We start from the raw sequence: 24498 nt of genomic DNA on the forward strand, positions 1-24498 counted from the left end.
AACCTCGTCATACCGATGGCTGTGCGATGAAGGCGGAAGCGGTGCGTTTCATCGGGCGTCTACCCTGTGGTTTTCAAGTTGGCATCATGGTGCCGGGCGCAGATGACAATCGCGTTACGCCTCGGTGGCGAACAGATGAACTATTTAGGACAGCCCAGGCGTGCACGGGCGGCGACGGCGCGCTATGCTGACGCCTCTGTTGACTGACTCTGGCCGCTACCATGCCGCAACCTCTGAACGCCCCTGAACCCGCCCCACGCGCCTGGCCGCTGTGGAAACCGATCCTGTTTCTGCTGGTGGTGGCCGTCGGCCTCTACTACGTCAAATGGCAGCCTTACTACGGCAAGGCCTTCGTGGCGGCGGACAGCCACTCGATCGGCAAATCTATCCTGGCCGACGGCGCCGCGAGCCCCTGGCTGGCGGCCTGGCAGTACGCGCTGGTCTACTTCACCGCGGTGTGGAAGGCGGCGCTGCTCGGGATGTTGTTAGGTTCGCTGGTGCAGGTGCTGATCCCGCGCGACTGGCTGGCGCGCACGCTCGGCCACCGGCGTTTTTCCGGCACCGTGCTGGGGGCGCTGATCGCGCTGCCGGGCATGATGTGCACCTGCTGCGCCGCACCGGTTGCCGCCGGCATGCGTCGCCAGTCGGTGTCCAGCGGCGCCGCGCTGGCCTTTTGGCTCGCCAACCCGGTATTGAATCCGGCGACGCTGGTGTTTATGGGATTTGTGCTCGGTTGGCCATTCGCCGCCATCCGTCTGGTGGCGGGCGTGGTGATGGTGCTGGGCATCGCCTGGCTGGTGCAGCGCGTGACCGCCAACGATCCGCAGCCCGCCGCGCCGCAGCCGCCGGTGATGATGATGGCGCAGAACGACGAGCAGCCGTTCCTCGCCCGCTGGGGCAAAGCGCTGTGGGCGCTGTTTTGGTCGACCATCCCGATCTACGTGCTGGCGGTGCTGGCGCTGGGCGCTGCGCGGGTCTGGCTGTTCCCGCACGCCGACGGCGCCGTCGACAATAGCCTGCTGTGGATCATCGGCCTGGCGATCGTCGGCTGCCTGTTCGTTATCCCCACCGCGGCGGAGATCCCGATCGTGCAGACCATGATGCTAGCGGGCATGGGCGCAGGCCCGGCGCTGGCGCTGCTGATGACCCTGCCGGCGGTCAGCCTGCCTTCGCTGCTGATGCTCAACAAAGCCTTCTCCGCCCGGGCGCTGTGCCTGACGGCGGCGCTGGTGGCGCTGTGCGGCGTACTGACCGGCGTGGTGGGGATGGGGTTGGTGTAACTGATGAGTGGCCCGGTGCTGTCTCAAGGAGGAGATGGCAATGGCCACGTTTAACAACCGGTAAAGCAGATCAATGGAGTCAGTGAGTTAATGCTTCTCCTGTCGTATATCATGACATGATATCGAATGTACTATTGTGAATTTAAATTCACTATAGTAAATTTGTGTGGACTAATTTTGTGTGTAAATACACCCAGTAATGACCACGGTAAGGTAGAAGAATGTTAAAAATCAGAATGTCACGTCCATCTGAAGCGTCAAAAATTATACAAATCTGGAAAAATTCTGTAGATGCTACGCACGACTTTCTCACTGCGCACGATCGACAAGAGATCGAAAAAGAGGTTGTCGGTTTTTTTTCTGAAACCCCCGTGTGGGTTGCCGCCGATCGGGAAGACCATCCGCTGGGATTTATGTTTTTACACGATGGTCATCTGGAGGCGCTTTTTGTCGATGCTGCAGCTCGCGGACGTGGCGTCGGAAAGCAGTTGATATCACATGCGCTGGCGCTTCATCCTGATTTAAGCGTCGATGTGAATGAACAAAACCAACAGGCCGTCGGATTTTATCAACATATGGGCTTTGAAGTTTCAGGGCGTTCCGAGTTGGATAATCAAGGCAGGGCCTATCCCCTATTGCACCTAAGCCGATCGGCGGGAATGTAGCCGTCGTGGCAGTGGCGCCTCATGGATTTTTTTGGCTAAAAGCAACGACGTACGCACAACCCTGCTCACTGTCGGGATTGCTCATTTGGTACTCGCTGGCAAAGGTCAGGGCAAAACAGTCACCGGCGCGTAAATGATGGGTTTGATTATTGACCCGAAAATCAAGGCTGCCACTCAACACCCACAGCGTTTGGCCGGAAAGATGCTCACTGGCGGAAGCGGGTATCGTAAGTTGACCAAGAGCAGGAATTTCAACTTTGATAAGTTCGGGACATGCGCCCGCTGGGGACAGAGACCAGCGGGTAATGCCCGACTTTTCATCTGTCCAATGCTGCTGCTGATGAGCAAAGAGCACCAGTGAGTTCTGGTGTTGTTCAAGCTCTGCGAAAAGTTTTGATAGCGTGATATTCATCGCGTTGGCTAAACGGCCGAGGATCGTGGCGCTGGGACTGGAGGCCCCTCGTTCAACCTTGCTGATCATGGCCTGACTGACGCCCGACCGTTGGGCAAGCTCTGCTACCGTCCAGTTGCGTGCCTTCCTATGTTTAAGCAATAAACGCGCAATGTCGCTGTCTACTATCTGATTTTTAGATGTTTTATCCATTCTCACCCTCACTTTCGCCAGCCTGATTATGCCATTACCACAATGAGGCTGAAATCACTGATTTTACAAGTTTGAAAAATCAGTCGCTCTCTCAGTCAATCATACCCTCTGTAGTATCTACGGCATCATTAGAGCAAGGTTTGCACCCCTAACATCCGCTTTTGGCACAGAGCCGCCTGTCAGATTAACTCTATGCTGCCGATGCGTCAGGTCGAGTTTGGATGAATACCTATTGAAACGTGTGTTGTTGGCTCATCGCAACCGATGCACCACCTGGTTGCTGCTGCCGCGCCAAATCAGCGCCGGGTCTTTCAAATCCTGCACGAACTTGCCGTCGATAAGCACGTTGATCCTGTCCACCACCTGCATTTGCTGCGTGTCCAGCTCCGCCAGCCGATAGCCGGTCCACAGCCAGATATCCTTGCCAGGGCACTCGGCGCGCACCCGTTTCACCAGTTGCAAGATGCTCGGCACGTTGGCCGGGTGCAGCGGATCGCCGCCGGAGAGCGACAGCCCCTGGCGCGGCACGCGCGTATCGTTCAGATCGGCGATGATGCGGTCTTCCAGCGCCGGGGTAAACGGCTGGCCGGAGTTGAGCCGCCAGGTGCTTTTGTTGTAGCAGCCGGGGCACTGGTGCACGCAGCCGGCGACAAACAGCGTGCAGCGGGTGCCGGGGCCGTTGACGACGTCGATCGGGTAATACTGGTGATAATTCATGTGAGGCCTGCCCATCAGGCTATTTTACTGGCCATTTTGCCTCCGGGCAGTGCTCCCAATCCTCACGTACTGCGTGTACGCTCCGGTTGGTGTGCGCTGGCCGAAGGCAAACCGGCTGCGACAATCACGCCTGATGAACAGGCTTCTGCCTAGGTTGCACGGCGCTTTTCAGCCGAGCTGCCCGTTGCCGAGGTGTTTCACCCGGCGTTTCACCTCTTCCTGCTTGCCGGCGTTGAACGGCCGGGCATCGGGGCTGCCGAGATAGCCGCACACCCGGCGGGTGACCGAGACCTTGGCCGAGTCGTGGTTGCCGCATTTCGGGCAGGTGAAGCCTTTGCTGGTGCAGGAGAATTCACCGGTGAAGCCGCACTCGTAGCACTCGTCGATCGGCGTGTTGGTGCCGTAGTAAGGCACCCGGGTGTAGCTGTAGTCCCACACGTCTTCCAGCGCCTTCAGATTGTGCTGCAGGTTCGGGTATTCGCCGTAGCAGATGAAGCCGCCGCTGGCCAACGGCGGGTAGGGCGCTTCGAAGTCCAGCTTGTCGTACGGATTGACCTTCTTCTCCACGTCGAGGTGGAAGCTGTTGGTGTAATAGCCCTTGTCGGTGACGCCCGGCACCACGCCGAAATCGGCGGTGTCCAGCCGGCAGAAGCGATCGCACAAGTTTTCGCTCGGCGTGCTGTAGAGGCTGAAGCCGTAGCCGGTCTCGTCTTTCCAGGCGTCGACGGCGGCGCGCAGCCGCGCGACGATCGCCACCGCTTTGGCACGCAGCGCTTCGTCGTCATACACGTGATTTTCGCCGCCGAACAGCGCGTTGATGGTCTCGTGCAGGCCGATATAGCCCAGCGAAATTGAAGCGCGGCCGTTCTTGAAGATATCGGCGATGTTGTCGTCGGCCTTGAGCCGCACGCCGCAGGCGCCTTCCATGTACAAGATTGGCGCCACCCGCGCCTTGATGCCTTCCAGCCGGGCGATGCGCGTCATCAGGGCCTTTTTCGCCAGCTGCAGGCGCTGTTCCAGCAGCGCCCAGAAGCGCGACTCGTCGCCCATCGCCTCCAGCGCGATGCGCGGCAGGTTGAGGCTGATGACGCCGATGTTGTTGCGGCCGTCGTGCACCAGCTCGCCGTCCTGCTCGTAGGTGCCGAGGAAGCTGCGGCAGCCCATCGGCGTTTTGAACGAGCCGGTGACTTTAACCACTTGATCGTAGTTGAGGATGTCCGGGTACATGCGCTTGCTGGCGCACTCCAGCGCCAGCTGCTTGATGTCGTAGTTCGGGTCACCGTACTGGTGGTTGAGGCCGTCGCGGATGGCGAACACCAGCTTGGGGAACACGGCGGTCTTGCGGTTCTTGCCCAGCCCGGCGATGCGGTTTTTCAATATCGAGCGCTGGATCAGGCGCGATTCCCAGCTGGTGCCAAGGCCGAAGCCGAAGGTGACGAACGGCGTCTGGCCGTTGGCGGTGTGCAGGGTGTTGACCTCGTACTCCAGCGACTGGAAGGCGTCGTAACACTCTTTCTCGGTGCGCGCCATGGCATAGCCTTTGGCATCCGGGATCTGCCACGCTTCCGCCACCTGCAGGTGTTTGCGGAAGCTCTCGTCGACGAACGGCGCCAGAATTTCATCGATGCGGTTGATGGTGGTGCCGCCATAAATATGGCTGGCGACCTGGGCGATGATCTGCGCGGTCACGGCGGTGGCGGTGGAGATCGACTTCGGCGGCTCAATCTCGGCGTTGCCCATCTTGAAGCCGTTGGTCAGCATGCCTTTCAGATCGATCAGCATGCAGTTGAACATCGGGAAGAACGGCGAGTAGTCGAGATCGTGGTAGTGAATTTCGCCGCGTTCATGGGCCAGCACCACGTCGCGCGGCAGGATGTGCTGCTTGGCGTAGTGTTTGGCGACGATGCCCGCCAGCAGGTCGCGCTGGGTGGGGATCACCTTGCTGTCCTTGTTGGCGTTTTCGTTCAGCAGCGCGCGGTTGCTCTGCTCGACCAGGCCGCGAATTTCCTGGTTCAGGCGGCCGCGCAGCTCGCGCGCCACGTCGCGATCGTGGCGGTATTCGATATAGGCGCGCGCCAGCTGTTTGTACTCACCGGCCATCAGCTGGTTTTCCACCGCCTGCTGGATCTCGTGGATATCGACGCGCGGCTGCTGCTCCATGCGCTGAGCGACCACGCGGGCGACGGTGGCGCAGTAGTCGGCGTCGACCACGCCCACCGCCAGCGCGGCGCGCTCGATGGCCTGCGCGATGCGCGCTTCGTCAAAAGGTACCTGGCAACCGTCCCGCTTAATCACTACTGGTTTCACGTTGTACTCCTTGTTCCCCGAGGGAGCGTTCATACCCGCCTGGCGTGGCGAGCAACCGTCAAATTTCGCTTATCCACAGGGCAAAGCCGCAGCGCGTAAGGGCTGTGGCGGCGTGTGGATGATTTTGTGGATAACTACTATATATAGGTGTTCGCAATTCTTAATGCACTATATATAGATATTGGCGCGATTCTTTTGATGTAGAACAAGGAAAACGGAAGAGCGTGTGCAAGCTGAACAGACGTCAATCGCCGGTTGGCCGATCGCGAAAATGTTCCAGCAGAAAATCGACCCAGACGCGCACCCGCGGCGGCAGATCCGCCGAGGCGTAATAGAGCCACAGCTGCACCGGGCGCGGCCAGCATTCCGCCAGCACCGGCCGCAGCGTGCCCTGTTCGAAGTGCCTATCGAGGTACCAGCGCGCCAGGTTGACGATGCCCAGCCCGGCCAGCGCCGCATCCAGCAACATCTCCGGGCGGCTGACCACCAGCCGGCCGTTCAGATCCAGCGCCAGCGTTTCGCCCTGATGGCGCAGCTGCCATTTGACGTGGCGGCCGTTGGCCGGGTTGCGGTGCAGCAGGCAGTCGTGCCGCAGCAGATCGTGCGGCGTTTGCGGTTCACCGCGCCGCGCCAGATAGTCCGGCGATGCCGCCAGCACCATGTGCATCGGGTAGAGCGGGCGGGCCACCAGCCGGCTGTCGGGATCGACCCGGCTGCCGATGCCGACGTCGAAACCTTCGCCCACCAGATTCACCACCCGGGCATCCAGCGACAGATCGAGATCGATCTGCGGGTAGCGTGCCAGAAATTGCGGGATCAACGGCATCAGCATCTGGCGGCCGAAGCCGGGGATCATCGTGACGCGCACCACGCCGGCAGGCGCCTGCCGTTCGCCGCCGGCGCTTTCCAGCGTCGCCGCCAACGCCTGCCACAGCGGCGCCACCTGTGCCAGCAGCGCTTTGCCCTCGTCGGTCAGCAACACGTTGTGGGTGTTGCGCTGAAACAGCCGCAGCGCCAGCTTTTCTTCCAGCGCGCGGATGTTTTTGCTGACCGCCGCCGGCGTCACGCCCAGCTGGCGGGCGGCGGCGGAGAAATTTTGCGCCTGCGCGGCGGCGAGGAAGGCCGGCAACAGGCGATGCACGTCAAAGGGCAGCGACATAGTGGTTGATACTTTCGGTTGAAATTGAAGTGACCTCTAACAGCCTACACCCGAAGCGGCGGAAATGGAAAAATGCCTCATCTTCTTATGACCGAGGAATCGTTATGCCACGCATTTTAGTGTTAACTGCCCACCGCACCCCCGACGAGTCGCGCATTAATAAGGCGCTGATCGAGGCCGTACGCCCGCTGCCTAACGTTACCGTACATGAGCTGATCCGCGCGTACCCGGATTATCGCATCGACGTGGCGCGCGAACAGGAGTTGCTGCAGAGCCATGATGCGGTAGTGATGCTGTTCCCGTTTTACTGGTACAGCTCGCCGGCGATCCTCAGCGAATGGCAGGATGCGGTATTAACCTACGGTTTCGCCTACGGCAGCGAGGGCACTAAACTGCACGGCAAGCCGTTGCAGCTGGTGGTGAGCACCGGCGGTAACGCGCAGGCTTATACGGCGGAAGGGTACAACCGTTATCCGGTGCAGGATCTGCTGCTGCCGTTCCACGCCATGGCCAACCTGACCGGCATGGATTACCTGCCGCCGCATTTGGTGCAGGGCGTGTTCGATATGAGCGATGAACGCCTGGCGCAAGAGGCCGCCGGCGTGGTGGCGCTGCTGGGGAAATGGTAGGGCGCAGCGCTCGCCGCGCCCTGCGGGGTTAGTCTTCGAGCAGCCACCACACCGCTTCGAACGGCCGCAGCGTCAGCGCCTGCGGCTGGTCTGCCGAGTCGCTGTAATTGCTCATCAGCGGGCGCCACTGGGCGGAAGGCTCCACGCCTGCCGCCGCCCAGGCCAGCGGCTCGCGGCTCAGGTTGGCCACCACCAGCAGGCGCTGGCCGTTCCAGCTGCGCTGATAGCACCACAGCGCCGGGTGTTCCGGCGCCAGATCCTGATAGTCGCCGTGGGTCAGCAGCGGGTACTGCTTGCGCAGGGTGATCAGCTGGCGGTAGGCATAAAACACCGAGTCGAGATTGGCCAGCGCCGCGTCGGCATTGATCTGCGGGTAGTTCTCGGCGCAGCCGATCCACGGCGTGCCGGTGGTGAAACCGGCGTGCGGCGCGGCGCTCCACTGCATCGGGGTGCGGCCGTTGTCGCGCGACTTGTCGGCCAGGATCGCCAGCAGTTCGGCATCGCTGCGGCCCTGGGCGCTCAGTTCGGCGTACATGTTCAGGCTTTCCACGTCGCGATACTGCTCGATGGCGCGGAAGCCGGGGTTGGTCATGCCGATCTCTTCACCCTGGTAGATATAAGGCGTGCCCTGCATGCCGTGCAGCACCATCGCCAGCATTTTGGCGGCCGGCACCCGCAGTGCGCCTTCATCGCCGAAGCGCGACACGATGCGCGGCTGATCGTGGTTGCACCAGAACAGCGCGTTCCAGGCGCGGTTATGCATCCCTTGCTGCCAGTGGCGGAAGATCTGCTTCAGTTCCACGTAATCCGGCGCCGCCCGCGTCCATTTTTCACCGCCGGCGTAGTCCACCTTCAGGTGGTGGAAGTTGAAGGTCATCGACAGCTCTTCGCCGCTCTGCGCCGCGTACTGCTGGCAATGCTCAAGCGTGGTGGAGGACATCTCGCCCACCGTCATCAGGCCGCGTGGTTGGAACACCTCGCGGCTCATCTCCTGCAGGAACTCGTGAATGCGCGGGCCGTCGGTATAGAAGCGGCGGCCGTCGCCCTGGCTGTCGGACGGGAAGTCCTGCTGCTTGGACACCAGGTTGATCACGTCGAGGCGCAGGCCGTCGACGCCTTTGTCCGCCCAGAACTGACACACTTTCTTCAGCTCTTCGCGCACCGGTGGGTGTTCCCAGTTGAGATCCGCCTGCTCGGCGGCGAACAGGTGCAGGTAATACTGGCCGCTGTCGGCGTGCCATTGCCAGGCGTTGCCGCCGAACTTGGAGCGCCAGTTGTTCGGCGGCGTTTCACCGTCGCCGTCGCGCCAGACGTAGAACTGACGATACGGGCTGTGGCGATCCTGCGCGGCCTTGAACCACGGGTGCTCGGTCGAGGTGTGGTTGAACACCATGTCCATCACGATGCGGATACCGCGCTGGTGGGCGGCGGCGATCAACTGCTCGAAGTCGGCCATCGTGCCGTAAGCCGGATCGATGGCGCAGTAGTCCGCCACGTCATAGCCGTTGTCCACCTGCGGCGATACGTAGACCGGCGTCAGCCAGATGGCGTCGACGCCCAGTTCCTGCAGATAGTCCAGCCGCCGGGTCACCCCGGCCAAATCGCCGTAGCCGTTGCCGGTGCTGTCCTGAAAACTCTTCGGATAAATTTGGTAGATGACGCCGTTCTGCCACCAGGGGGTTGGGTTGCTCATAGTTCAATACCTTTGAATCGTGACAACGGGCCCGCGTGAGCAGGCCCCTACATTCATCTTGCGTCAATCAAACCGGCAGCTCGCCGCGGGCGGCCTTGCGTTTGTAGACCATGATGGTCAGCACCAGCGGGATGACGATCGCCACCAGAATCGCCAGCGAGTAAATCAGCCAGAACTGCGGCTTGATAGACAGAATGCCCGGCAGGCCGCCGACGCCGATGCCGTTGGCCATCACGCCGTCCAGCCCGCAGATAAGGCCGGCGATCGCGGAGCCGATCATCGCGCACAGCATTGGGAAGCGGTATTTGAGGTTGATGCCGTACATCGCCGGTTCGGTCACGCCGAGGTAGGCGGAGATCGCCGCCGGCACCGAGATTTCACGCTCGTTGGCCTTGCGGCTGATGATGATGATGCCGAGCACCGCCGAGGCCTGCGCGATGTTGGACAGCGCAATCAGCGGCCACACCGGGGTGCCGCCCATGCTCTGGATCATCTGCATGTCGATAGCCAGCGTGGTCTGGTGCACGCCGGTGATCACCAGCGGCGCATACAGGAAGCCGAACAGCGCGGCGCCCACCGGCGCGAAGCTGCCGGTCATCACCGATTTCACCGCCCAGGCGACGCCGTCGCCGATCATGCGGCCGAACGGCCCGATCAGCGCGTGTGCCAGGAACACCGCCAGCAGCAGCGAGACCACCGGCACCACCACCAGATAGAGATAGTCGGGAACGATCTTTTTCAGCCGGGTTTCGATCCAGCCCAGCGCCATGCCCGCCAGGATCGACGGGATCACCTGCGCCTGATAGCCCACTTTCTGGATCACGAACCAGCCGAAGTTCCACACTTCCGGCGTTTGCTGGCCGAGCAGGTAGGAGTTCATCAGCTGCGGCGACACCAGGGTGACGCCCAGCACGATGCCGAGCACCGGCGTGCCGCCCATCTTTTTCACCGTCGACCAGCAGATGGCCACCGGCAGGAACATGAAGATCGCTTCACCGAGCAGCCACAGGAAGTCGTAAATGGTTTTCCACGCCGGGTGCATCTGCGCCAGCGTTTGGCCGTCGGACATCGGGATGTCGCCGATCACGTTGCGGAAGCCGAGGATCAGACCGCCGCTGATCAGCGCCGGCAGCAGTGGGAAGAAGATCTCGGCGAAGTGGGAGATGGTGCGCTCAGTCCAGGTCATGTTCTGGCGCGCGGCCACCTTGGCCTGCTCCTTGTCGGCCTCGTTGACGCCGGTGCTGGCGATCAGCGCCTGATAGTAGTCGCCGACGTCGGTGCCGATCACCACCTGGAACTGCCCGGCGTTGGTGAAGCAACCCTTGACCATCGGCAGCGCTTCGATCTCTTTCGGTTTCGCCTTGTTGGGATCGTTGAGGACGAAACGCAGCCGGGTAATGCAATGGCTGACGGTGGCGATGTTCTCGCGGCCGCCGACCAAAACAATCAGGCGATCAATATCCTGCTGTTTTACTTTGCTCATTATGGGATACCTGCAGAGGTGTTGACTGAGTAATGATCAAAGCTTAGCCACTCGGCTTTTTGAATGAAATGGGAACGTTCCCGGATTGGGGCGAGGATCACAAAATGACAAAAAATGGTCAACTTCTCATCAGGTCGTCAGGAAAGTTTGCTGGGCACCACCAGGCGGCGGATCCCCTGTTCGCCACTGAGCTGTGCCAACAGCTGCTGCGCCGCCAGCAGGCCGGCGCTGCCGTAGCCGAACTCCACCGACAGGGTGTCGGGGAACAGGAAGCTGAGCAGCGGGGTGTTGCCGATGGCGCATACCTGGATGGCGCGCGTCGGCTGTTGTTGCAGGTATTTGATCGCCCCCAGGGCGATGCTGTCGGAGGCGCAAACCAGCGCGCTGGTGTGCGCGTCAATCACTTCGGCGGCGTGCTGGAAACCGCTCTGGTAGCTCAGCTCGCCCAGCGTGGCGCGCGGCGTGAGCGTGAGGCGTTCACAGGCGTCGAGATAGGCCTGGTAGCGGCGTTGGCCGGTGGTGGCGTCGCTGAGCTGCACCCCCAGATAGCCGATATGCCGATGCCCTTGCCGATACAGGCGATCCATCAGCAGGTTCATCGCGCCGGCGTCGTCGTAGCAGACGGACGAGAAGCCGTCGTATTCGCGCACCATCACCACCATTTTTTCCTGCCACGGCTTGAGCATCGCCGCGGTCAGGCCGGTGAAGCCAAACAGGATCACGCCGTCGACGTTGCGCTGATGCAGTACGTGCAGATGCTCCTGAACCAGGCGGGTTTCGAACTGGCTCTCCATCACGATCGGATCGAAGCCCTGCTGGTACAGCAACGGCAGCATGGTGCGCACCGCCTGGTTTTCCGACGGCGAATCGAGACGGGAAACGATGATGCCCACCACTTTGTCGCTCTGGCCGCGCATGGCGCGCGCCGACTTGGAGGGGGTAAACCCTTGCTGACGGATCACCGCTTCCACCCGTTCACGGGTTTGCGGGCTCACGCTGCCTTCATTGTTCAACACGCGTGAGACGGTGGATTTACCTACGCCGCTCAGGCGTGCGATGTCCTTGATGGTCAGCCGGTTTTGCATGGTTTACTTTTCGTTGAAGTGGACAGGCGTAACATAACGGCCTGTAAAACAATGCCCGTCAGCATAGCTCATTTTCCGACGCGGATCTTGATGCAAAACGGGATTGTTGCACTGCGCTGAACGGCCGCTCCTGCCGCTCTGTTTTCCCTTTACCGGAGGTGATCCCCCATATGGACCCCGACCCGACTGCTTTAGACACTCACTCGGTTCTCCGGTAAAACCTCTCCGCCTGGCGCTGCTGTTTTACCGGTGAAGTACATCACGGTAACCGGTAGCGCGCGCTTCGTCGTTCGCTCCTGCTGCTGAAAAAAAGAATAAGGATCTGCGTTGGCAGAGGCTTTTTGGCGCACCCGCCATCCGCCCGGCCGATGACGATCCCCGTTTACCCGCTGCCGTGAGGCACCGGGCGACGAGGTGCGAACCATGAAACTGAAAAAACTCCCCCGCCAGCTGCTGGGCCTGTTCGCCCGCGGCCTCCCGCGCCGTTTGGTGCGTCGCGACAGTCTGCTGGACAGCGTCGGCGGCGCTGCGCGCGATATGCCGGCCGGCCTGGCTCAGCAGCGGCTGGCATGCGCCGCCGCAGAAACGATGCAGCTGTTTGAGCGTTTCCACAGCCACCCGGAAGGCATTACCGCCCATGAGGCGGAGCAGGTGCGCCAGCGCTGCGGCGAGAACGTCATCGACGATCAGCAGAAAGAGGCCTGGTGGCAACACCTCTGGCACTGCTACCGCAACCCGTTCAACCTGCTGCTGACCGCGCTCGGCATGATTTCTTACGCCACCGAGGATCTCACCGGCGCCTTGGTGATCGCGCTGATGGTGCTGATCTCCACGCTGCTGAACTTCATCCAGGAGGCACGATCCAACCGGGCGGCCGACGCACTGAAGGCCATGGTGAGCAACACCGCCACGGTGATCCGCAGCGATGCGCTCACCGGCAAGAGTGAGCACGTGGAGCTGCCGATCGCGCAGCTGGTGCCGGGCGATATCATCAAGCTGGCGGCCGGCGACATGATCCCGGCGGATCTGCGCGTGCTGTCGGCCAAGGATCTGTTCATCAGCCAGGCGGCGCTGACCGGTGAATCGCTGCCGGTGGAAAAATCCGCGGCGCCGCAGGCGTTGGCGGCCGATCCGCTCGACTGCCAGAACCTGTGCTTCATGGGCACCAACGTAGTCAGCGGCACCGCGCTGGCGATGGTGATTGGCACCGGCGGCGGCACCTATTTCGGCCAGTTGGCGCAGCGCGTCACCAGCCAGGATGAGCAGCCGAACGCCTTCCAGAGCGGTATCAGCAAGGTCAGCTGGCTGCTGATCCGCTTTATGCTGGTGATGACGCCGATCGTGCTGCTGATCAACGGCTACACCAAGGGCGACTGGTGGGAGGCGGCGCTGTTCGCGCTGTCGGTGGCGGTCGGGTTGACGCCGGAAATGCTGCCGATGATCGTCACGTCGACGCTGGCCAAAGGGGCGGTGAAGCTGTCGCGCCAGAAGGTGATCGTCAAACGCCTGGACGCCATCCAGAACTTCGGCGCGATGGACATTCTGTGCACCGACAAGACCGGCACCCTGACCCAGGACAAGATCGTACTGGAGCGCCACACCGATGTGTTCGGTGCCAGCAGCGAGCGGGTGCTGCGCTACGCCTGGTTGAACAGCTTCTACCAGACCGGGCTGAAAAACCTGCTCGACGTGGCGGTGCTGAGCTGCGCGGAGCAAAATCAGCAGCCGCAGGCGCTGCAAAACTACCGCAAGGTGGATGAGATCCCGTTCGACTTCGTGCGCCGCCGCATGTCGGTGGTGGTGGCCAAAGACAACGAGTATCACGAGCTGGTGTGCAAGGGCGCGCTGGAAGAGATGCTGGCGATTTGCAGCCACGTGCGCCACGAAGACGAGGTGATCCCGCTGAGCGAGGCGCTGCTGGCGAGGATCCGCCGCATCACCGACGATCTCAACCAGCAGGGGCTGCGGGTGGTGGCGGTGGCCAACAAGATCCTGCCGGCGCAAACCCATGAATACGGCGTGGCGGACGAGTCGGATCTGATCCTCGAAGGCTACGTCGCCTTCCTCGATCCGCCGAAGGAAAGCACCGCGCCGGCGCTGGCGGCGCTGAAACAGAACGGCGTCACGGTGAAGATCCTCACCGGCGACAACGAACTGGTGGCCGCCAAAGTGTGCCGTGACGTCGGGCTGGCGGCCGATCATCTGCTGCGCGGCAGCGAGATCGAGCAGATGGACGACGAGCAGCTGGCGCAGGCGGCGGCGCGCACCACGGTGTTCGCCAAGCTGACGCCGCTGCACAAGGAGCGCATCGTCAAACTGCTGCGCCGCCAGGGGCACGTGGTGGGCTTTATGGGCGACGGCATCAACGACGCGCCGGCGCTGCGCGCGGCCGATATCGGCATCTCCGTTGATTCGGCGGTGGACATCGCCAAGGAAGCGGCGGACATCATCCTGCTGGAAAAAAGCCTGATGGTGCTGGAGCAGGGGGTGATCGAAGGGCGCCGCACCTTCGCCAACATGCTGAAATACATCAAGATGACCGCCAGCTCCAACTTCGGCAACGTGTTCAGCGTGCTGATCGCCAGCGCCTTCCTGCCGTTCCTGCCGATGTTGCCGCTGCACCTGTTGATTCAGAACCTGATGTACGACATCTCGCAGATCGCCATCCCGTTCGATAACGTCGATGACGATCAGATCACCCAGCCGCAGCGCTGGAACTCCGCCGATCTGGGGCGATTTATGGTGTTCTTTGGGCCGATCAGTTCGATCTTCGACGTGCTGACCTTCAGCCTGATGTGGTGGGTATTCAAGGCCAACACGCCGGAAATGCAGACGCTGTTCCAGTCCGGCTGGTTCGTGGAAGGGCTGCTGTCGCAAACGCTGATCGTGCACATGATCCGCACGCGCAAAATTCCGTTTATCCAGAGCCGCCCGTCCTGGCCGCTGTGCATCATGACGCTGGCGGTGATCGCCACCGGCATCGGCCTGGTATTCTCGCCGCTGGCCGGCTTCCTGCAGCTGCAGGCGCTGCCGCTCGGTTACTTCCCGTGGCTGGTGCTGATCCTCGCCGGTTACATGGTGCTGACCCAGTGCGTGAAAGGCTGGTTCGTGCGCCGCTACGGCTGGCAATAACCCGTTCGCCCCCTCCGGCCGGGAGGGGGCAACTGTGATCCCGTCCGCTTTTTCACCGCAACGGTTGGACATCTGTTCTGTGCTGAGTCTTTATCTACAGCGTTGGCTGTTTTTATTGATTTTTTTCCTCTGAGGAATTTCCGATGCACAGACCTTTCCGTTATACGCTACTGGCTTCATCGTTATGGTTTTCTTGCGGCGCGCTAGCACAGCCGGCGGGCGATCTGCCGCTGATGCCCTGGCCGCAGCAGGTGGACGTGACGCAACCGGCGGGCAAGCTGGTGCTGGATCGTCGATTGTCTCTGACGCTGCAGGGTGATGATTTGGGTGACGCGCTGCCGCGCTGGCGCCAGCGCATCGAGTTGCAGACCGGCTGGACGCTGGCGCTGAGGGAAGAAGCAAACGGCGCGGCGATCAAGGTGGTGATCAAGGACCGGGTGGCGGCGCAGCCGCTGCCGGGCAGCGATGAGAGCTACCGGCTGGCGGTCACGCCGCAGGGCGCCACGCTGACCGCCAACACTCGCTTTGGCGCGCTGCGCGGCATGGAGACCCTGCTGCAGCTGCTGCAGACCGACGGGCAAAACACTTTCCTGCCATTGGTGGATATTCGCGACGTGCCGCGTTTTCCGTGGCGCGGCGTGCTGCTGGATTCGGCGCGCCATTTCCTGCCGCTGCCGGACATTCTGCGCCAGCTTGACGGCATGGCGGCGGCCAAGCTCAACGTATTCCACTGGCACCTGACCGACGATCAGGGCTGGCGCTTCGCCTCCGAGCATTACCCCAAATTGCAGCAGCAGGCCAGCGACGGCCAGTTCTACACCCGTGAGCAGATGCGGCAGGTGGTGGCTTACGCCACGGCGCGCGGCATTCGCGTGGTGCCGGAGATCGACATGCCGGGGCACGCCTCCAGCATCGCGGTGGCCTATCCCGACCTGATGAGCGCGCCGGGGCCGTATCGCATGGAGCGCGAGTGGGGCGTGCATAAGCCGACGCTCGATCCGACCCGCGACGAGGTGTATCAGTTTGTCGATACGATCGTCGGCGAGCTGGCGGCGATCTTCCCCGATCCTTATCTGCACATCGGCGGCGACGAAGTGGACGCCAGCCAGTGGCGGGCATCGCCGTCGATTCAGGCGTTTATGCAGCAGAACGGGCTGGCGGATACCCATGCGCTGCAGGCCTACTTCAACCAGAAGCTGGAAAAGATCCTCGAGAAGCACCAGCGGCAGATGGTCGGTTGGGACGAGATCTACCATCCGTCGCTGCCGCGCTCGATCGTCATTCAATCCTGGCAGGGGCAAGACTCGCTGGGCGCCAGCGCGCAGGACGGCTATCAGGGCATCCTCTCCACCGGTTTCTACCTCGATCAGCCGCAAAGCACCGCCTATCACTACCGCAATGAAATTCTGCCGCAGCCGCTGGGGGTTGAGACGGCGGTGCAACCCGGCGAGCAGGCGCAAAGCTGGCGTTTCAGCATGCCGCGTCTGAAGGGTAGCGCGGTGGAGGGCAGCTTCACGCTGATCGAGGGCAAGCAGGGCTGGCGCGGCTTTATCGATTTCAACGGCAAGTCGCGCCGCGCGGTGCACGACATCGTCTGGCGCACGCCGCAGCAGGTGACGTTCCGCGTCGATACCTGGATGGGCGATACGCGGCCGGTGGTCACGCTGCAGCAGGACAAGCTCAGCGGCTATACGTTGGTCGGCAACGTGCGTTACCCCACCCAGGGCGAGAAACTGGCGGCGGCGCCGGCGGGCAAGATGCCGGTGGTGCCGGACGAGAAAGGGCAGGCCAATATTCTCGGCGGGGAAGCGGCGCTGTGGGCGGAAAACGTGCGCGCGCCGCTGATCGATCTCAAGCTGTGGCCGCGCGCCTTCGCGGTGGCGGAGCGGCTGTGGTCGGCGCAGGACGTTACCGACGAAAGCAACATGTACCGGCGGCTGGCGGCGATCGACGCCTGGTCGGTGGTGTCGGTCGGCCTGCAGCAGCATGCGGAAACGGCGCGCGAATTCACCCGGCTGAGCAACAGCGTGCAGATCGCGCCGCTACAGATCCTGGCCGAGGCGGTGGAACCGGCGCAGTATTACACCCGCCAGCACCTGAAGTTCCAGGCCGGCAACTATCACCAGTTCGAACCGCTGAACCGCTTTGCCGATGCGCTGCCGCCGGAGAGCGGCGCGGTGCGTGACATGCATGCCCAGGTTGCGGCTTTGCTGAAGGATAAGCGCGATAAGGCGGCGGCGCAGGCGCTGCGCGAACGGCTGCAGCGCTGGCAGGCGAACGGCGCGGCGCTGCAAACGGCGATCGCGGGCAACCGCACGCTGCGGGAGCTGGCGCCGGTGGCGCAGGACGTCGATGCCCTGGCCGTATTGGGGTTAACGCTGCTGGATCGCCATCAGCAGGACAAACCGCTGAGCCGGGCCGAGGCCGAACAAGCGCAGCGCCGGCTGGATGCGGCGGCGCAGACGCGCGACGAAGTGGTGATTGCCGCGGTGTACCCGCTGGAGGCGCTGCTGCGGGGGCTTAAAACGGAGTGAGGGTGACGGGGCTCGGCCAGTTGAGCCCCGGTTTTGTTACGCCTGTAGCGACAGCGGCGCATACCCGATGGCGTGCTGCAGGTAATTCAGCAGCAGCTGGCGGGTGAAGCGCGGCTCATCGATACCGCTGCCCTGCAGGAAGCGTTGCAGGTTGCTGCAGTCCCACCGATAGGTGTCTTGATAGAGCTCCACCGTCGATAGCTCGTCCACCATAGGATCCTTGAACAGGCTGAGCAGCGGGTACAGCGGCGCGTCGCTGTCGTTTTCCCATTGTGCCCGCCACTGTGCGAAGGGCAAGGGGCGAAAACGATAACCGAACTCGCGCTCCAGCAGGCTGAAAAACTCACGCAGCGTCAGATTATTGTCACCTTGATGGATCAGGTTGAATTTCTGCCCCAGCGCCTGCGGGTTGCGAGAGACGTGGGCGATGGCCCGGGTCATGTAATCCACCGTGGTCAACCCTTCGCGCATATCCCGTAAATCCGGCACCGTGCCGCTGCTGATGCAGGTTTTCACCAGCCGTCCCCACCATTGATAATCGGCATTGACGCCGGTACGGCTGTGGCAGGTGGCGTAGCCCAGGCGGAAGGTCATCAGCGGCAGGCCTTGCGCCGCCGCTAAATCGGCGATTTTCTCCATCACCCATTTGCTGCGCACGTAGCCGATATCGCGGCTGACCGCCGGCAGGTTTTGGTCGATATCGTCGCTTTCCCGCATCACCCGCTTGCCGGTGTGCAGATGCCCCCAGCTGTATACGGAGATGGTCGACAGCAGCATCAGCGGCTTGGTGCGGCTATGCGCCGCGAAGCGAATGATTTCCCGCAGGCCCTGCACGTTGTCGCGCTTCATGTAGGCGTAAGGCTGGATAAAATTCACCGCGCTGGCCGAATGGTAAATCAGATCGATATCTCGGCTTAACGCCCTGTAGGCCGCCGGCGTCAGCGAAAAGTCGTGTTCCGCTACGTTGCCAGGCACGATATGAATGCGCGCGTGCTGGCTGGCGTTCAGCGCGATCCGGTAGCGCTGCAGCACCGCCTCCAGCCGCTGTCTCGGCGGCAGTTTGGCGCCGTCGCGCACCAGACAGTACAGCTCGGCGTCGGTGGTGCGCAGCAGATCGGCCAACAGATGCGCGCCGACGAAGCCGGTGGCGCCGGTCAGCAAAATGGCGCGCGGCGCGCTGATTTGCCGCGGATCGAACGTCGGATCGATGACGAGATCCGACGGCAAATAAACATCATCCTGCAAGGCACGCGCTTCGCCTTGCCGCTGTGTCGGTTGCCGGTCTCTGCGTTGTGCCAGTGCCTGCGCCAGGGCGCCCAGAGTGGGATATTCATAGATGTCGTGCACCGAAGTCTCGACGGCAAATGCCTCGGCCAGCGCCGCCATCAGTTTGGCCGCCAACAGCGAATGGCCGCCCAGCGAGAAAAAATCATCGTCGGCTGCGGGCTGTTCCACTTTCAGCAGCGAGCGCCAGAGATCGGCGACGACGCGCTGGTCGGCGGTCAGCGGCTGCGCAACGTCGACACTGACGCTGACCGATTGGTAATGCGCCAACAGAGCCGCTTTGTCGATCTTGCCGTTGTTGTTCAGCGGCATGTGTTCCAGTAAACGATAATCGGCGGGCAGAAATGCGGTGGGCAGCGTTTCTTTCAGTTTCTGTCGGACGCGTGCGGTCACGTTTTCGCTGTCACTCTCCGCGATCAGAAACGCCACGATTTTCTTGCCCAGCGGATCGTCAGCCATTGCCACGGCGGCCACCGCTTTACGGACGCCCGCAACCTGCAGCATGGCGTTTTCGATTTCGCCCAGTTCAATGCGATTGCCGCGGATTTTGACCTGATCGTCGATACGGCCCAGATATTGAATGCGGCCATCCGCCAGCCAACGAGCCCGATCGCCGCTGCGGTACAGGCGCAATCCGGCGAAGTGAGGCGGGGTGATGAAGCGCTCGGCGGTCAACGCCGGATTGTTCAGGTAGCCGCGGGCCAGACAGCGGCCGCTGATATACAGCTCGCCGGGGCGATCGCCGATCACGGGCTGCAGTCGGTCATCGAGGATGAAGATTTCGGTATCGCCGATGGGCCGCCCAATGCTGGCGGGCGGGTTTTGCGTGGCGCAAGCCACCCGGTTGCAGGTGGCGAATATGGTGGCTTCCGTCGGGCCGTAGTAGTCGATCAATGAATAATCGATGCCGCGCAGATCGACCGGATGAAGTTTCTCCCCTGAGCTGAACAGATACCGCAGCGCCAGATTGGCCGGTTGCGGCGCGCCGACCACTTCGGCAACCAGTACGGCGGGCAGGCTGGCGTGGGTAATGCCCTGTTCGGCAAAGTAGGCCAGCAGGACTTCCGGCTGCAGGCGAGCGTCTTCCGGGGGGAGATACAATGTGCCGCCGCTGGTCAGAGGCGACCAGATCTCCCATTGCGCGACGTCGAAACTCAAGCCGGCGATCAGCGTAGAACGACTTTCGGCATCCATGGCGAATTGCTTGTTATGCCAGAGAATTAAATTCAGCAGTGACTGATGTTCTATCAGCACACCTTTCGGTTTGCCGGTGGTGCCTGAAGTGAAAATGAGATAAACGATGGCATCGGGGGACGGAGAAATTAACGTTATATTCTCCTGCGAAGAAGTTGATATATTATCAATATAAATAATATCCTCGCTGAAGTTATTTTCCGAAAGCGCTATCGTCGCGTTGCTGGCGAGTATTAAAGGGGAACCGCTTTGCGTGACGATATCCTGTATTCTTTTTTCCGGGTAACGGGCGTCGATGGGAATATAGCCTGCGCCGGCTTTGACGATCGCCAACATACCGATCAGCATTTCCGGCGTGCGCAGCGTGACGAGCGGCACATAGCTGCCGGGCGCTACGCCCCGCCGTAGCAACAGCGTGCACAGTGCGCTGCTGGCTTCATCCAATTGACGGTAGGTCAGGCGCTTATTATCGCCGACGACGGCAAGTTTTTCCGGATAACGGGAAACTTGTTGGATAAAATAATCCAATACGCTAGGTGCCATGGTTATCTCCTGTCATTATTCACGAAGTGAACGAAATGAAACAGCAATGACCCGGCCGGGTGAAAAACAATTATAGGCGTATTTTTATTGAGGAATTGTAAATGTGAACGATATTACGCTATCGCTATAAATTAATTGGGTTAATAAAATGATTATCAATAAAAACGGCCAGTCTGCACTGGCCGTGATTCGCATGCGTGTCGATTAACGACGCACGGCGATGGCTTCGATTTCGATCTTCACGTCTTTCGGCAGACGCGCCACTTCCACGCAGGAGCGGGCCGGGAACGGCGCGCTGTGCTCGGTGAAGAAGGCTTCGTACGCGGCGTTGACGGTGGCGAAGTCGTTCAGGTCTTTCACGAATACGGTGGTTTTCACGATGTCGGCAACGATCAGGCCGGCGGCTTCGATGATCGCTTTAACGTTTTCCAGCGACTGGCGCGCCTGAGCGGCGACGTCGTCGGCGACGGCGCCGGTTTTCGGATCGACCGGGATTTGGCCGGAAGTGATGATCATGCTGCCCAGATCAACGCCCTGCACGTAAGGACCAATGGCTGCCGGGGCGAGTTCAGTGCTGATATTACGTGACATGTTTTCTCCTGATAGACCCGTTGTCTTTCACGCCGCCGCGCGGTCGGCCGCAGCGTAAAATTCGGTGGGTAGCAACGTGGGTAGAGTAATTTTCAGAGGACCCATTATAGGGCGTCACCGGGAGAATGACAGCGCCATCTCCCGGCGCCCATGCCGGGCTTAGTCCGCCTGCAGCACCACCTGATGCTCGAACTCTTTTTCGCAGTAGCGGCATTTCAGGTGCACTTCGCCGCCGCGCGATTTGACGCTGAAGCTCGACGCCACCGGCTCGCTGCGGCTGATGCAGTTGCCGTTCGGGCAGGTCAGCACGCCGTCGATGTGGTCCGGCAGGCTGAGGGTCAGCTTGCGTACCACTTCATAGTTGTCGATGCGGTTTACCGTGGCCTTCGGCGCGTACATCGCCAGCTGGTTAGCCTGCTGCTCGGTCAGGAAGGTGTTCTCGATCTTGATCAGATCCTTGCGGCCCAGCTCGTTGGAGGGCAGGTTCAGGCCGATGGTGATGCGCTGGTCGGTGGCGGTCAGCTTGAACAGCGTCAGCAGTTTGAAACCAATCTGCGCCGGGATGTGGTCGATCACCGTGCCGCATTTGATCGCTTCGACCTGCAGTTTGTTGTCATGAGTCATGGCGGTTCCCCCTTAAAGAGCCAAATCTGCGTTGAGCACCAGCGCCAGCAGCGCCTGGCGGGCGAAGATGCCGTTGCCCGCCTGCTGGAAGTAGTAAGCGTGCGGCGTTTTATCCACGTCGGTGGCGATCTCGTCGATGCGCGGCAGCGGGTGCAGCACCTTAAGGTTGGTGCGCGCGCCGGTCAGATCCGCGGCGCGCAGCACGAACTGCGCCTTCACGTTGGCGTACTCGGAAGGATCGAGGCGCTCTTTCTGCACCCGGGTCATGTAGAGAATATCCAGCTCCGGCACCACTTCTTCAATGCTGCTGTGCAGGCTGTACTCGATGCCTTTCTCTTCCAGCATTTTCAGGATGTAGGCCGGCATCGCCAGCGCGTCCGGGGCGATGAAGTAGAAGCGGTTGCCTTCGAACTTGGCCAGCGCCTGGGTGAGCGAGTGCACGGTGCGGCCGTATTTCAGGTCGCCGACCATGGCGATACTGAGGTTGCTCAGGCGCCCCTGGGTTTCCTGGATGGTGAACAGATCCAGCAGGGTCTGGGTCGGGTGCTGGTTGGCGCCGTCGCCGGCGTTGAGCACCGGCACGTTGCCGGAGAATTCCGAGGCCATGCGCGCTGCGCCTTCCTGCGGATGGCGCATCACGATGGCGTCCACATAGGTGCTGATCACCGAGATGGTGTCGGCCAGGGTTTCGCCTTTCTTGCCGAGCGAGGTGTTGCTGCCGTCGGCGAAACCGACCACCGAGGCGCCGAGGCGGTGCATCGAGGTTTCGAACGACAGGCGGGTACGGGTCGAGGCTTCGAAGAAGCAGCTGGCGATCACCTTGTGTTTCAACAGCTCCGGCTGCGGGTTGGCTTTCAGACCGGCGGCGGTGCGCAGCACCAGCTCCAGATCCTCGCGGCTGAGATCGTTAATAGAGATGATGTGTTTGTGATACAGCGGGTTGGCCATTTTTCACTCCTCCTCGACGCGTGCCCGTGGCGCGGGACTTTTTAAGGCAAAAAAAAGCCCCTCAATGAGGGGCTTGAAAAGATCGGTTTAGCAACAGGAGAAACAACGGCAGCTGGCCGCCGATAGGCAGTCGGTTTTGTCGATTGCGGCTAACAAAACAAACGTCGTTTTTCATGCTTTCTCCTGGCAAATTGTGGCGCATTATACTCGCGCTTTTCGCCACTGCAAGCGTTAAAACGCCGTTTTTTGCCGCCCCGCAATCGATTGGCCGGCGATGGCCGCCCGTCGGCTATTTGCTGACGCGATCGTAGTAGACCATGTCGGCGTTCAACCCCTGTTGATAGCCTTTGACGTTGTCGCGCAGCACCACTTCGGTTTTGGCCTGATCGATAAACACGTACGGCGAACTGCGCTGCAGCTCCTGCTGCATGGCGGTGTACAGCGCGCGGCGCTTGGCCGGATCGGCTTCGGCCAGCGCCGCCAGCGTCTGCTGGTTCAACTGCGGGATCTGCCAGCCGTTCAGCCCGGCCACCGTGCTGCTCTTGCCGTCGTTGTAAGCGAAGGCGCTGGCGTTGGAGTGGGCGTCGAAGTAATCCGGGATCCACAGTCGGATCGCCGCCTGATGCTGCCTGGCGCGCACGCGCGAGTAAACCTGGCTACCCGCGGCCGGCAGCAGCTCGACCTTCACACCGGCGGCGGCGAAGCTGCCCTGCAGCGCCTGCGCGATGGTGATGAACGGCGGCTTGTTCTCTACGTCCAGCGTAAAGGCGGCGTGGGTGATGCCCGCCTTGGCCAGGATGGCTTTCGCCTTGGCCGGATCGTAGCTGAATGGGTTGGTCTCCAGCGCGCCCGGCAGCCCGACCGGCAGGAAGCTTTGGTGCACGAAGTATTGGCCCTTCAGCAGATCCTGGGTGATGCCCTGATAATCCACCAGATAGCGCGCCGCTTCCCAGAAGGCCGGGTTGTTCAGCAGCGGATTGGCGCCGTTGCCGGTGTTGAACACCAGGTAGTTTTGCTCGGCGGACGGGATCTCCAGCACCTTGACGCCCGGCTGGTTCTTCAGCGTGTCGGTCTGATCGGCGCCGAGTTCGCGGGCGATATCAGCGTCGCCCTGCTGGATCAGCAGGCGGCGGGTGGCCGGATCCGGCACGTTTTTAATGATGATGTTTTTCAGCTGCGGCTTGTCGCCCGGCGAGGTGGGGTTGGCGTCCAGCACGATCGCCTGATGCGGCTGATAGACGCGCATCTTGAACGGACCGCTGCCGGCGGAGTGCATTTTCAGCCAGGCGTTGCCGAAGTCGCCGTCTTTGACGTTGGCCAGCGCCGCCTTGCTGTCGACGATCGAGGCGATCGGCGTCGAGAGGATATTCAGCGCCACCGCCGGGCTGACGTCCGCCGTCCAGCGCAGCTGCACGGTATGGTCGTCGATCTTCTTCAGCTGCGCGTCGATGTTGTCCGGCTGCCAGCCGAGCACGTTGAGGATGAACGCCGGCGACTTGTTCATTTTCACCGCGCGGCTGTAAGAGAAGATCACGTCGTCGGCGGTCAGCGGATTGCCGGAGGCAAACGCCGCCTGCGGCCGCAGTTTCACCGTCAGCGTTTTAGCCGCCGCATCGCCCTGCCAGCTTTCCGCCAGCACCGGCGCCACCTTGGCCGGATCGTCGCGGTCCGCCTGCACCAGACGCTGATACAGGCTGGGCACCGTCTGGATGCTGGAGAGTTCGTTGGCTTCCGCCGGATCGAGGCTGACGATGTCATCCAGTGATTGCACCACCACCAGCGTATTCGGCGGCGTGGCGGCTAACGTGGCGGTGGGCAGGGCGGCGAGCAGGAACAGCGGCAAGAGTTTGGCTTTCATCGGTGTGTATCCCCTGAAAGCGCCGCAAGGCGGCGCTGAGAACGGTTTGTTATCGTTGGTTTTTACGGCGCGGGCGCCGTCGGCCTGTCACGGTAGAACCTTTGCCGGCGGCGGGCAAAGGTTAATCCGCTATTTGATATTCCAGGAATATATTAGCCGCCCTGGCCG

Annotated in this window: 17 protein-coding genes; 5 read left to right on the plus strand and 12 right to left on the minus strand. The window is 61.6% G+C overall.

From position 1 onward, the window contains the following. Nucleotides 1-221 precede the first annotated feature (221 nt). Both ACMGGW_RS00865 and ACMGGW_RS00870 read left to right on the plus strand, forming a co-directional pair. Nucleotides 222-1280, plus strand: a complete 1059-nt coding sequence (locus ACMGGW_RS00865) for a permease (RefSeq protein ID WP_197832111.1) — start codon at nt 222-224, stop codon at nt 1278-1280. Nucleotides 1281-1501: 221 nt separating this feature from the next. Continuing rightward, nucleotides 1502-1945 (plus strand): acetyltransferase, encoded by a 444-nt coding sequence (locus ACMGGW_RS00870; protein ID WP_197832112.1) that lies wholly within the window; start codon nt 1502-1504, stop codon nt 1943-1945. A 19-nt stretch (nt 1946-1964) separates the two neighbouring features. Here ACMGGW_RS00870 and ACMGGW_RS00875 read toward each other — a convergent pair whose 3' ends face one another. The 4 genes from ACMGGW_RS00875 to ACMGGW_RS00890 form a co-directional block, all read right to left on the minus strand. Continuing rightward, nucleotides 1965-2549, minus strand: coding sequence for a helix-turn-helix domain-containing protein (locus ACMGGW_RS00875; RefSeq protein ID WP_043139204.1), 585 nt, complete (start codon nt 2547-2549; stop codon nt 1965-1967). Between the two features lie 252 nt (nt 2550-2801). Next, nucleotides 2802-3266: an anaerobic ribonucleoside-triphosphate reductase-activating protein gene (nrdG, locus tag ACMGGW_RS00880; RefSeq protein WP_089196460.1), complete on the minus strand. Its 465-nt coding sequence runs from the start codon at nt 3264-3266 to the stop codon at nt 2802-2804. Between the two features lie 168 nt (nt 3267-3434). After that, a complete protein-coding gene (gene nrdD / locus ACMGGW_RS00885) occupies nt 3435-5573 on the minus strand; it encodes an anaerobic ribonucleoside-triphosphate reductase (protein WP_049204463.1) in 2139 nt (712 codons plus the stop codon). A 244-nt stretch (nt 5574-5817) separates the two neighbouring features. Next, nucleotides 5818-6732: a LysR family transcriptional regulator gene (locus ACMGGW_RS00890; RefSeq protein ID WP_060434028.1), complete on the minus strand. Its 915-nt coding sequence runs from the start codon at nt 6730-6732 to the stop codon at nt 5818-5820. A 104-nt stretch (nt 6733-6836) separates the two neighbouring features. Here ACMGGW_RS00890 and ACMGGW_RS00895 point away from each other — a divergent pair, with 104 nt between their 5' ends. Continuing rightward, a complete protein-coding gene (locus ACMGGW_RS00895) occupies nt 6837-7361 on the plus strand; it encodes an NAD(P)H-dependent oxidoreductase (protein WP_025305105.1) in 525 nt (174 codons plus the stop codon). 28 nt (nt 7362-7389) lie between these two features. On the opposite strand, the gene treC is transcribed toward ACMGGW_RS00895, so the two are convergent. From treC to treR, 3 genes are all read right to left on the minus strand, one after another. Continuing rightward, on the minus strand, nt 7390-9054 hold the full coding sequence (treC, locus tag ACMGGW_RS00900) for an alpha,alpha-phosphotrehalase (RefSeq protein WP_197832113.1): 1665 nt from the start codon (nt 9052-9054) through the stop codon (nt 7390-7392). A gap of 67 nt (nt 9055-9121) precedes the next feature. Then, the gene (treB, locus tag ACMGGW_RS00905; protein ID WP_148123079.1) at nt 9122-10537 is read right to left on the minus strand and encodes a PTS trehalose transporter subunit IIBC; all 1416 of its coding nucleotides are present in this window, start codon (nt 10535-10537) and stop codon (nt 9122-9124) included. 137 nt (nt 10538-10674) lie between these two features. Next, nucleotides 10675-11622, minus strand: a complete 948-nt coding sequence (gene treR, locus ACMGGW_RS00910) for a trehalose operon repressor TreR (RefSeq protein ID WP_197832114.1) — start codon at nt 11620-11622, stop codon at nt 10675-10677. Between the two features lie 423 nt (nt 11623-12045). Here treR and mgtA point away from each other — a divergent pair, with 423 nt between their 5' ends. Next, entirely contained in the window at nt 12046-14754 is a 2709-nt protein-coding gene (gene mgtA / locus ACMGGW_RS00915; protein ID WP_197833527.1) for a magnesium-translocating P-type ATPase, read from the plus strand. A 143-nt stretch (nt 14755-14897) separates the two neighbouring features. After that, entirely contained in the window at nt 14898-17288 is a 2391-nt protein-coding gene (locus ACMGGW_RS00920; protein WP_197832116.1) for a family 20 glycosylhydrolase, read from the plus strand. Between the two features lie 36 nt (nt 17289-17324). Here ACMGGW_RS00920 and ACMGGW_RS00925 read toward each other — a convergent pair whose 3' ends face one another. The 5 genes from ACMGGW_RS00925 to ACMGGW_RS00945 all read right to left on the minus strand — a co-directional run bounded on the left by ACMGGW_RS00925 (nt 17325) and on the right by ACMGGW_RS00945 (nt 24330). After that, nucleotides 17325-20309 carry an amino acid adenylation domain-containing protein gene (locus tag ACMGGW_RS00925; RefSeq protein WP_197832117.1) on the minus strand — a complete coding sequence of 995 codons (2985 nt, stop codon included), beginning with the start codon at nt 20307-20309 and terminating at the stop codon, nt 17325-17327. A 204-nt stretch (nt 20310-20513) separates the two neighbouring features. After that, on the minus strand, nt 20514-20900 hold the full coding sequence (gene ridA / locus ACMGGW_RS00930) for a 2-iminobutanoate/2-iminopropanoate deaminase (protein WP_197832118.1): 387 nt from the start codon (nt 20898-20900) through the stop codon (nt 20514-20516). Nucleotides 20901-21059: 159 nt separating this feature from the next. Beyond that, nucleotides 21060-21524, minus strand: coding sequence for an aspartate carbamoyltransferase regulatory subunit (gene pyrI / locus ACMGGW_RS00935; protein ID WP_004933377.1), 465 nt, complete (start codon nt 21522-21524; stop codon nt 21060-21062). Nucleotides 21525-21536: 12 nt separating this feature from the next. Further along, nucleotides 21537-22472 (minus strand): aspartate carbamoyltransferase, encoded by a 936-nt coding sequence (gene pyrB, locus ACMGGW_RS00940; protein WP_025305112.1) that lies wholly within the window; start codon nt 22470-22472, stop codon nt 21537-21539. Nucleotides 22473-22761: 289 nt separating this feature from the next. Then, the gene (locus ACMGGW_RS00945) at nt 22762-24330 is read right to left on the minus strand and encodes an ABC transporter substrate-binding protein (RefSeq protein ID WP_025305113.1); all 1569 of its coding nucleotides are present in this window, start codon (nt 24328-24330) and stop codon (nt 22762-22764) included. Between the last annotated feature and the right edge of the window lie 168 nt (nt 24331-24498).

Source organism: Serratia sp. BNK-4 (assembly GCF_048685115.1).
Classification (GTDB): Bacteria; Pseudomonadota; Gammaproteobacteria; order Enterobacterales; family Enterobacteriaceae; genus Serratia; species Serratia bockelmannii.

Bases quoted from the DNA above. Each gene is read 5' to 3' on its own strand.
- ACMGGW_RS00925 (WP_197832117.1), bottom strand. From the start codon at position 20,309: ATGGCACCTAGCGTATTGGATTATTTTATCCAACAAGTTTCCCGTTAT.
- mgtA (WP_197833527.1), top strand. From the start codon at position 12,046: ATGAAACTGAAAAAACTCCCCCGCCAGCTGCTGGGCCTGTTCGCCCGC.
- ACMGGW_RS00920 (WP_197832116.1), top strand. From the start codon at position 14,898: ATGCACAGACCTTTCCGTTATACGCTACTGGCTTCATCGTTATGGTTT.
- ACMGGW_RS00870 (WP_197832112.1), top strand. From the start codon at position 1,502: ATGTTAAAAATCAGAATGTCACGTCCATCTGAAGCGTCAAAAATTATA.
- ACMGGW_RS00895 (WP_025305105.1), top strand. From the start codon at position 6,837: ATGCCACGCATTTTAGTGTTAACTGCCCACCGCACCCCCGACGAGTCG.
- ridA (WP_197832118.1), bottom strand. From the start codon at position 20,900: ATGTCACGTAATATCAGCACTGAACTCGCCCCGGCAGCCATTGGTCCT.
- ACMGGW_RS00865 (WP_197832111.1), top strand. From the start codon at position 222: ATGCCGCAACCTCTGAACGCCCCTGAACCCGCCCCACGCGCCTGGCCG.
- ACMGGW_RS00945 (WP_025305113.1), bottom strand. From the start codon at position 24,330: ATGAAAGCCAAACTCTTGCCGCTGTTCCTGCTCGCCGCCCTGCCCACC.
- pyrB (WP_025305112.1), bottom strand. From the start codon at position 22,472: ATGGCCAACCCGCTGTATCACAAACACATCATCTCTATTAACGATCTC.
- ACMGGW_RS00875 (WP_043139204.1), bottom strand. From the start codon at position 2,549: ATGGATAAAACATCTAAAAATCAGATAGTAGACAGCGACATTGCGCGT.
- treC (WP_197832113.1), bottom strand. From the start codon at position 9,054: ATGAGCAACCCAACCCCCTGGTGGCAGAACGGCGTCATCTACCAAATT.
- ACMGGW_RS00890 (WP_060434028.1), bottom strand. From the start codon at position 6,732: ATGTCGCTGCCCTTTGACGTGCATCGCCTGTTGCCGGCCTTCCTCGCC.
- nrdG (WP_089196460.1), bottom strand. From the start codon at position 3,266: ATGAATTATCACCAGTATTACCCGATCGACGTCGTCAACGGCCCCGGC.
- pyrI (WP_004933377.1), bottom strand. From the start codon at position 21,524: ATGACTCATGACAACAAACTGCAGGTCGAAGCGATCAAATGCGGCACG.
- treB (WP_148123079.1), bottom strand. From the start codon at position 10,537: ATGAGCAAAGTAAAACAGCAGGATATTGATCGCCTGATTGTTTTGGTC.
- treR (WP_197832114.1), bottom strand. From the start codon at position 11,622: ATGCAAAACCGGCTGACCATCAAGGACATCGCACGCCTGAGCGGCGTA.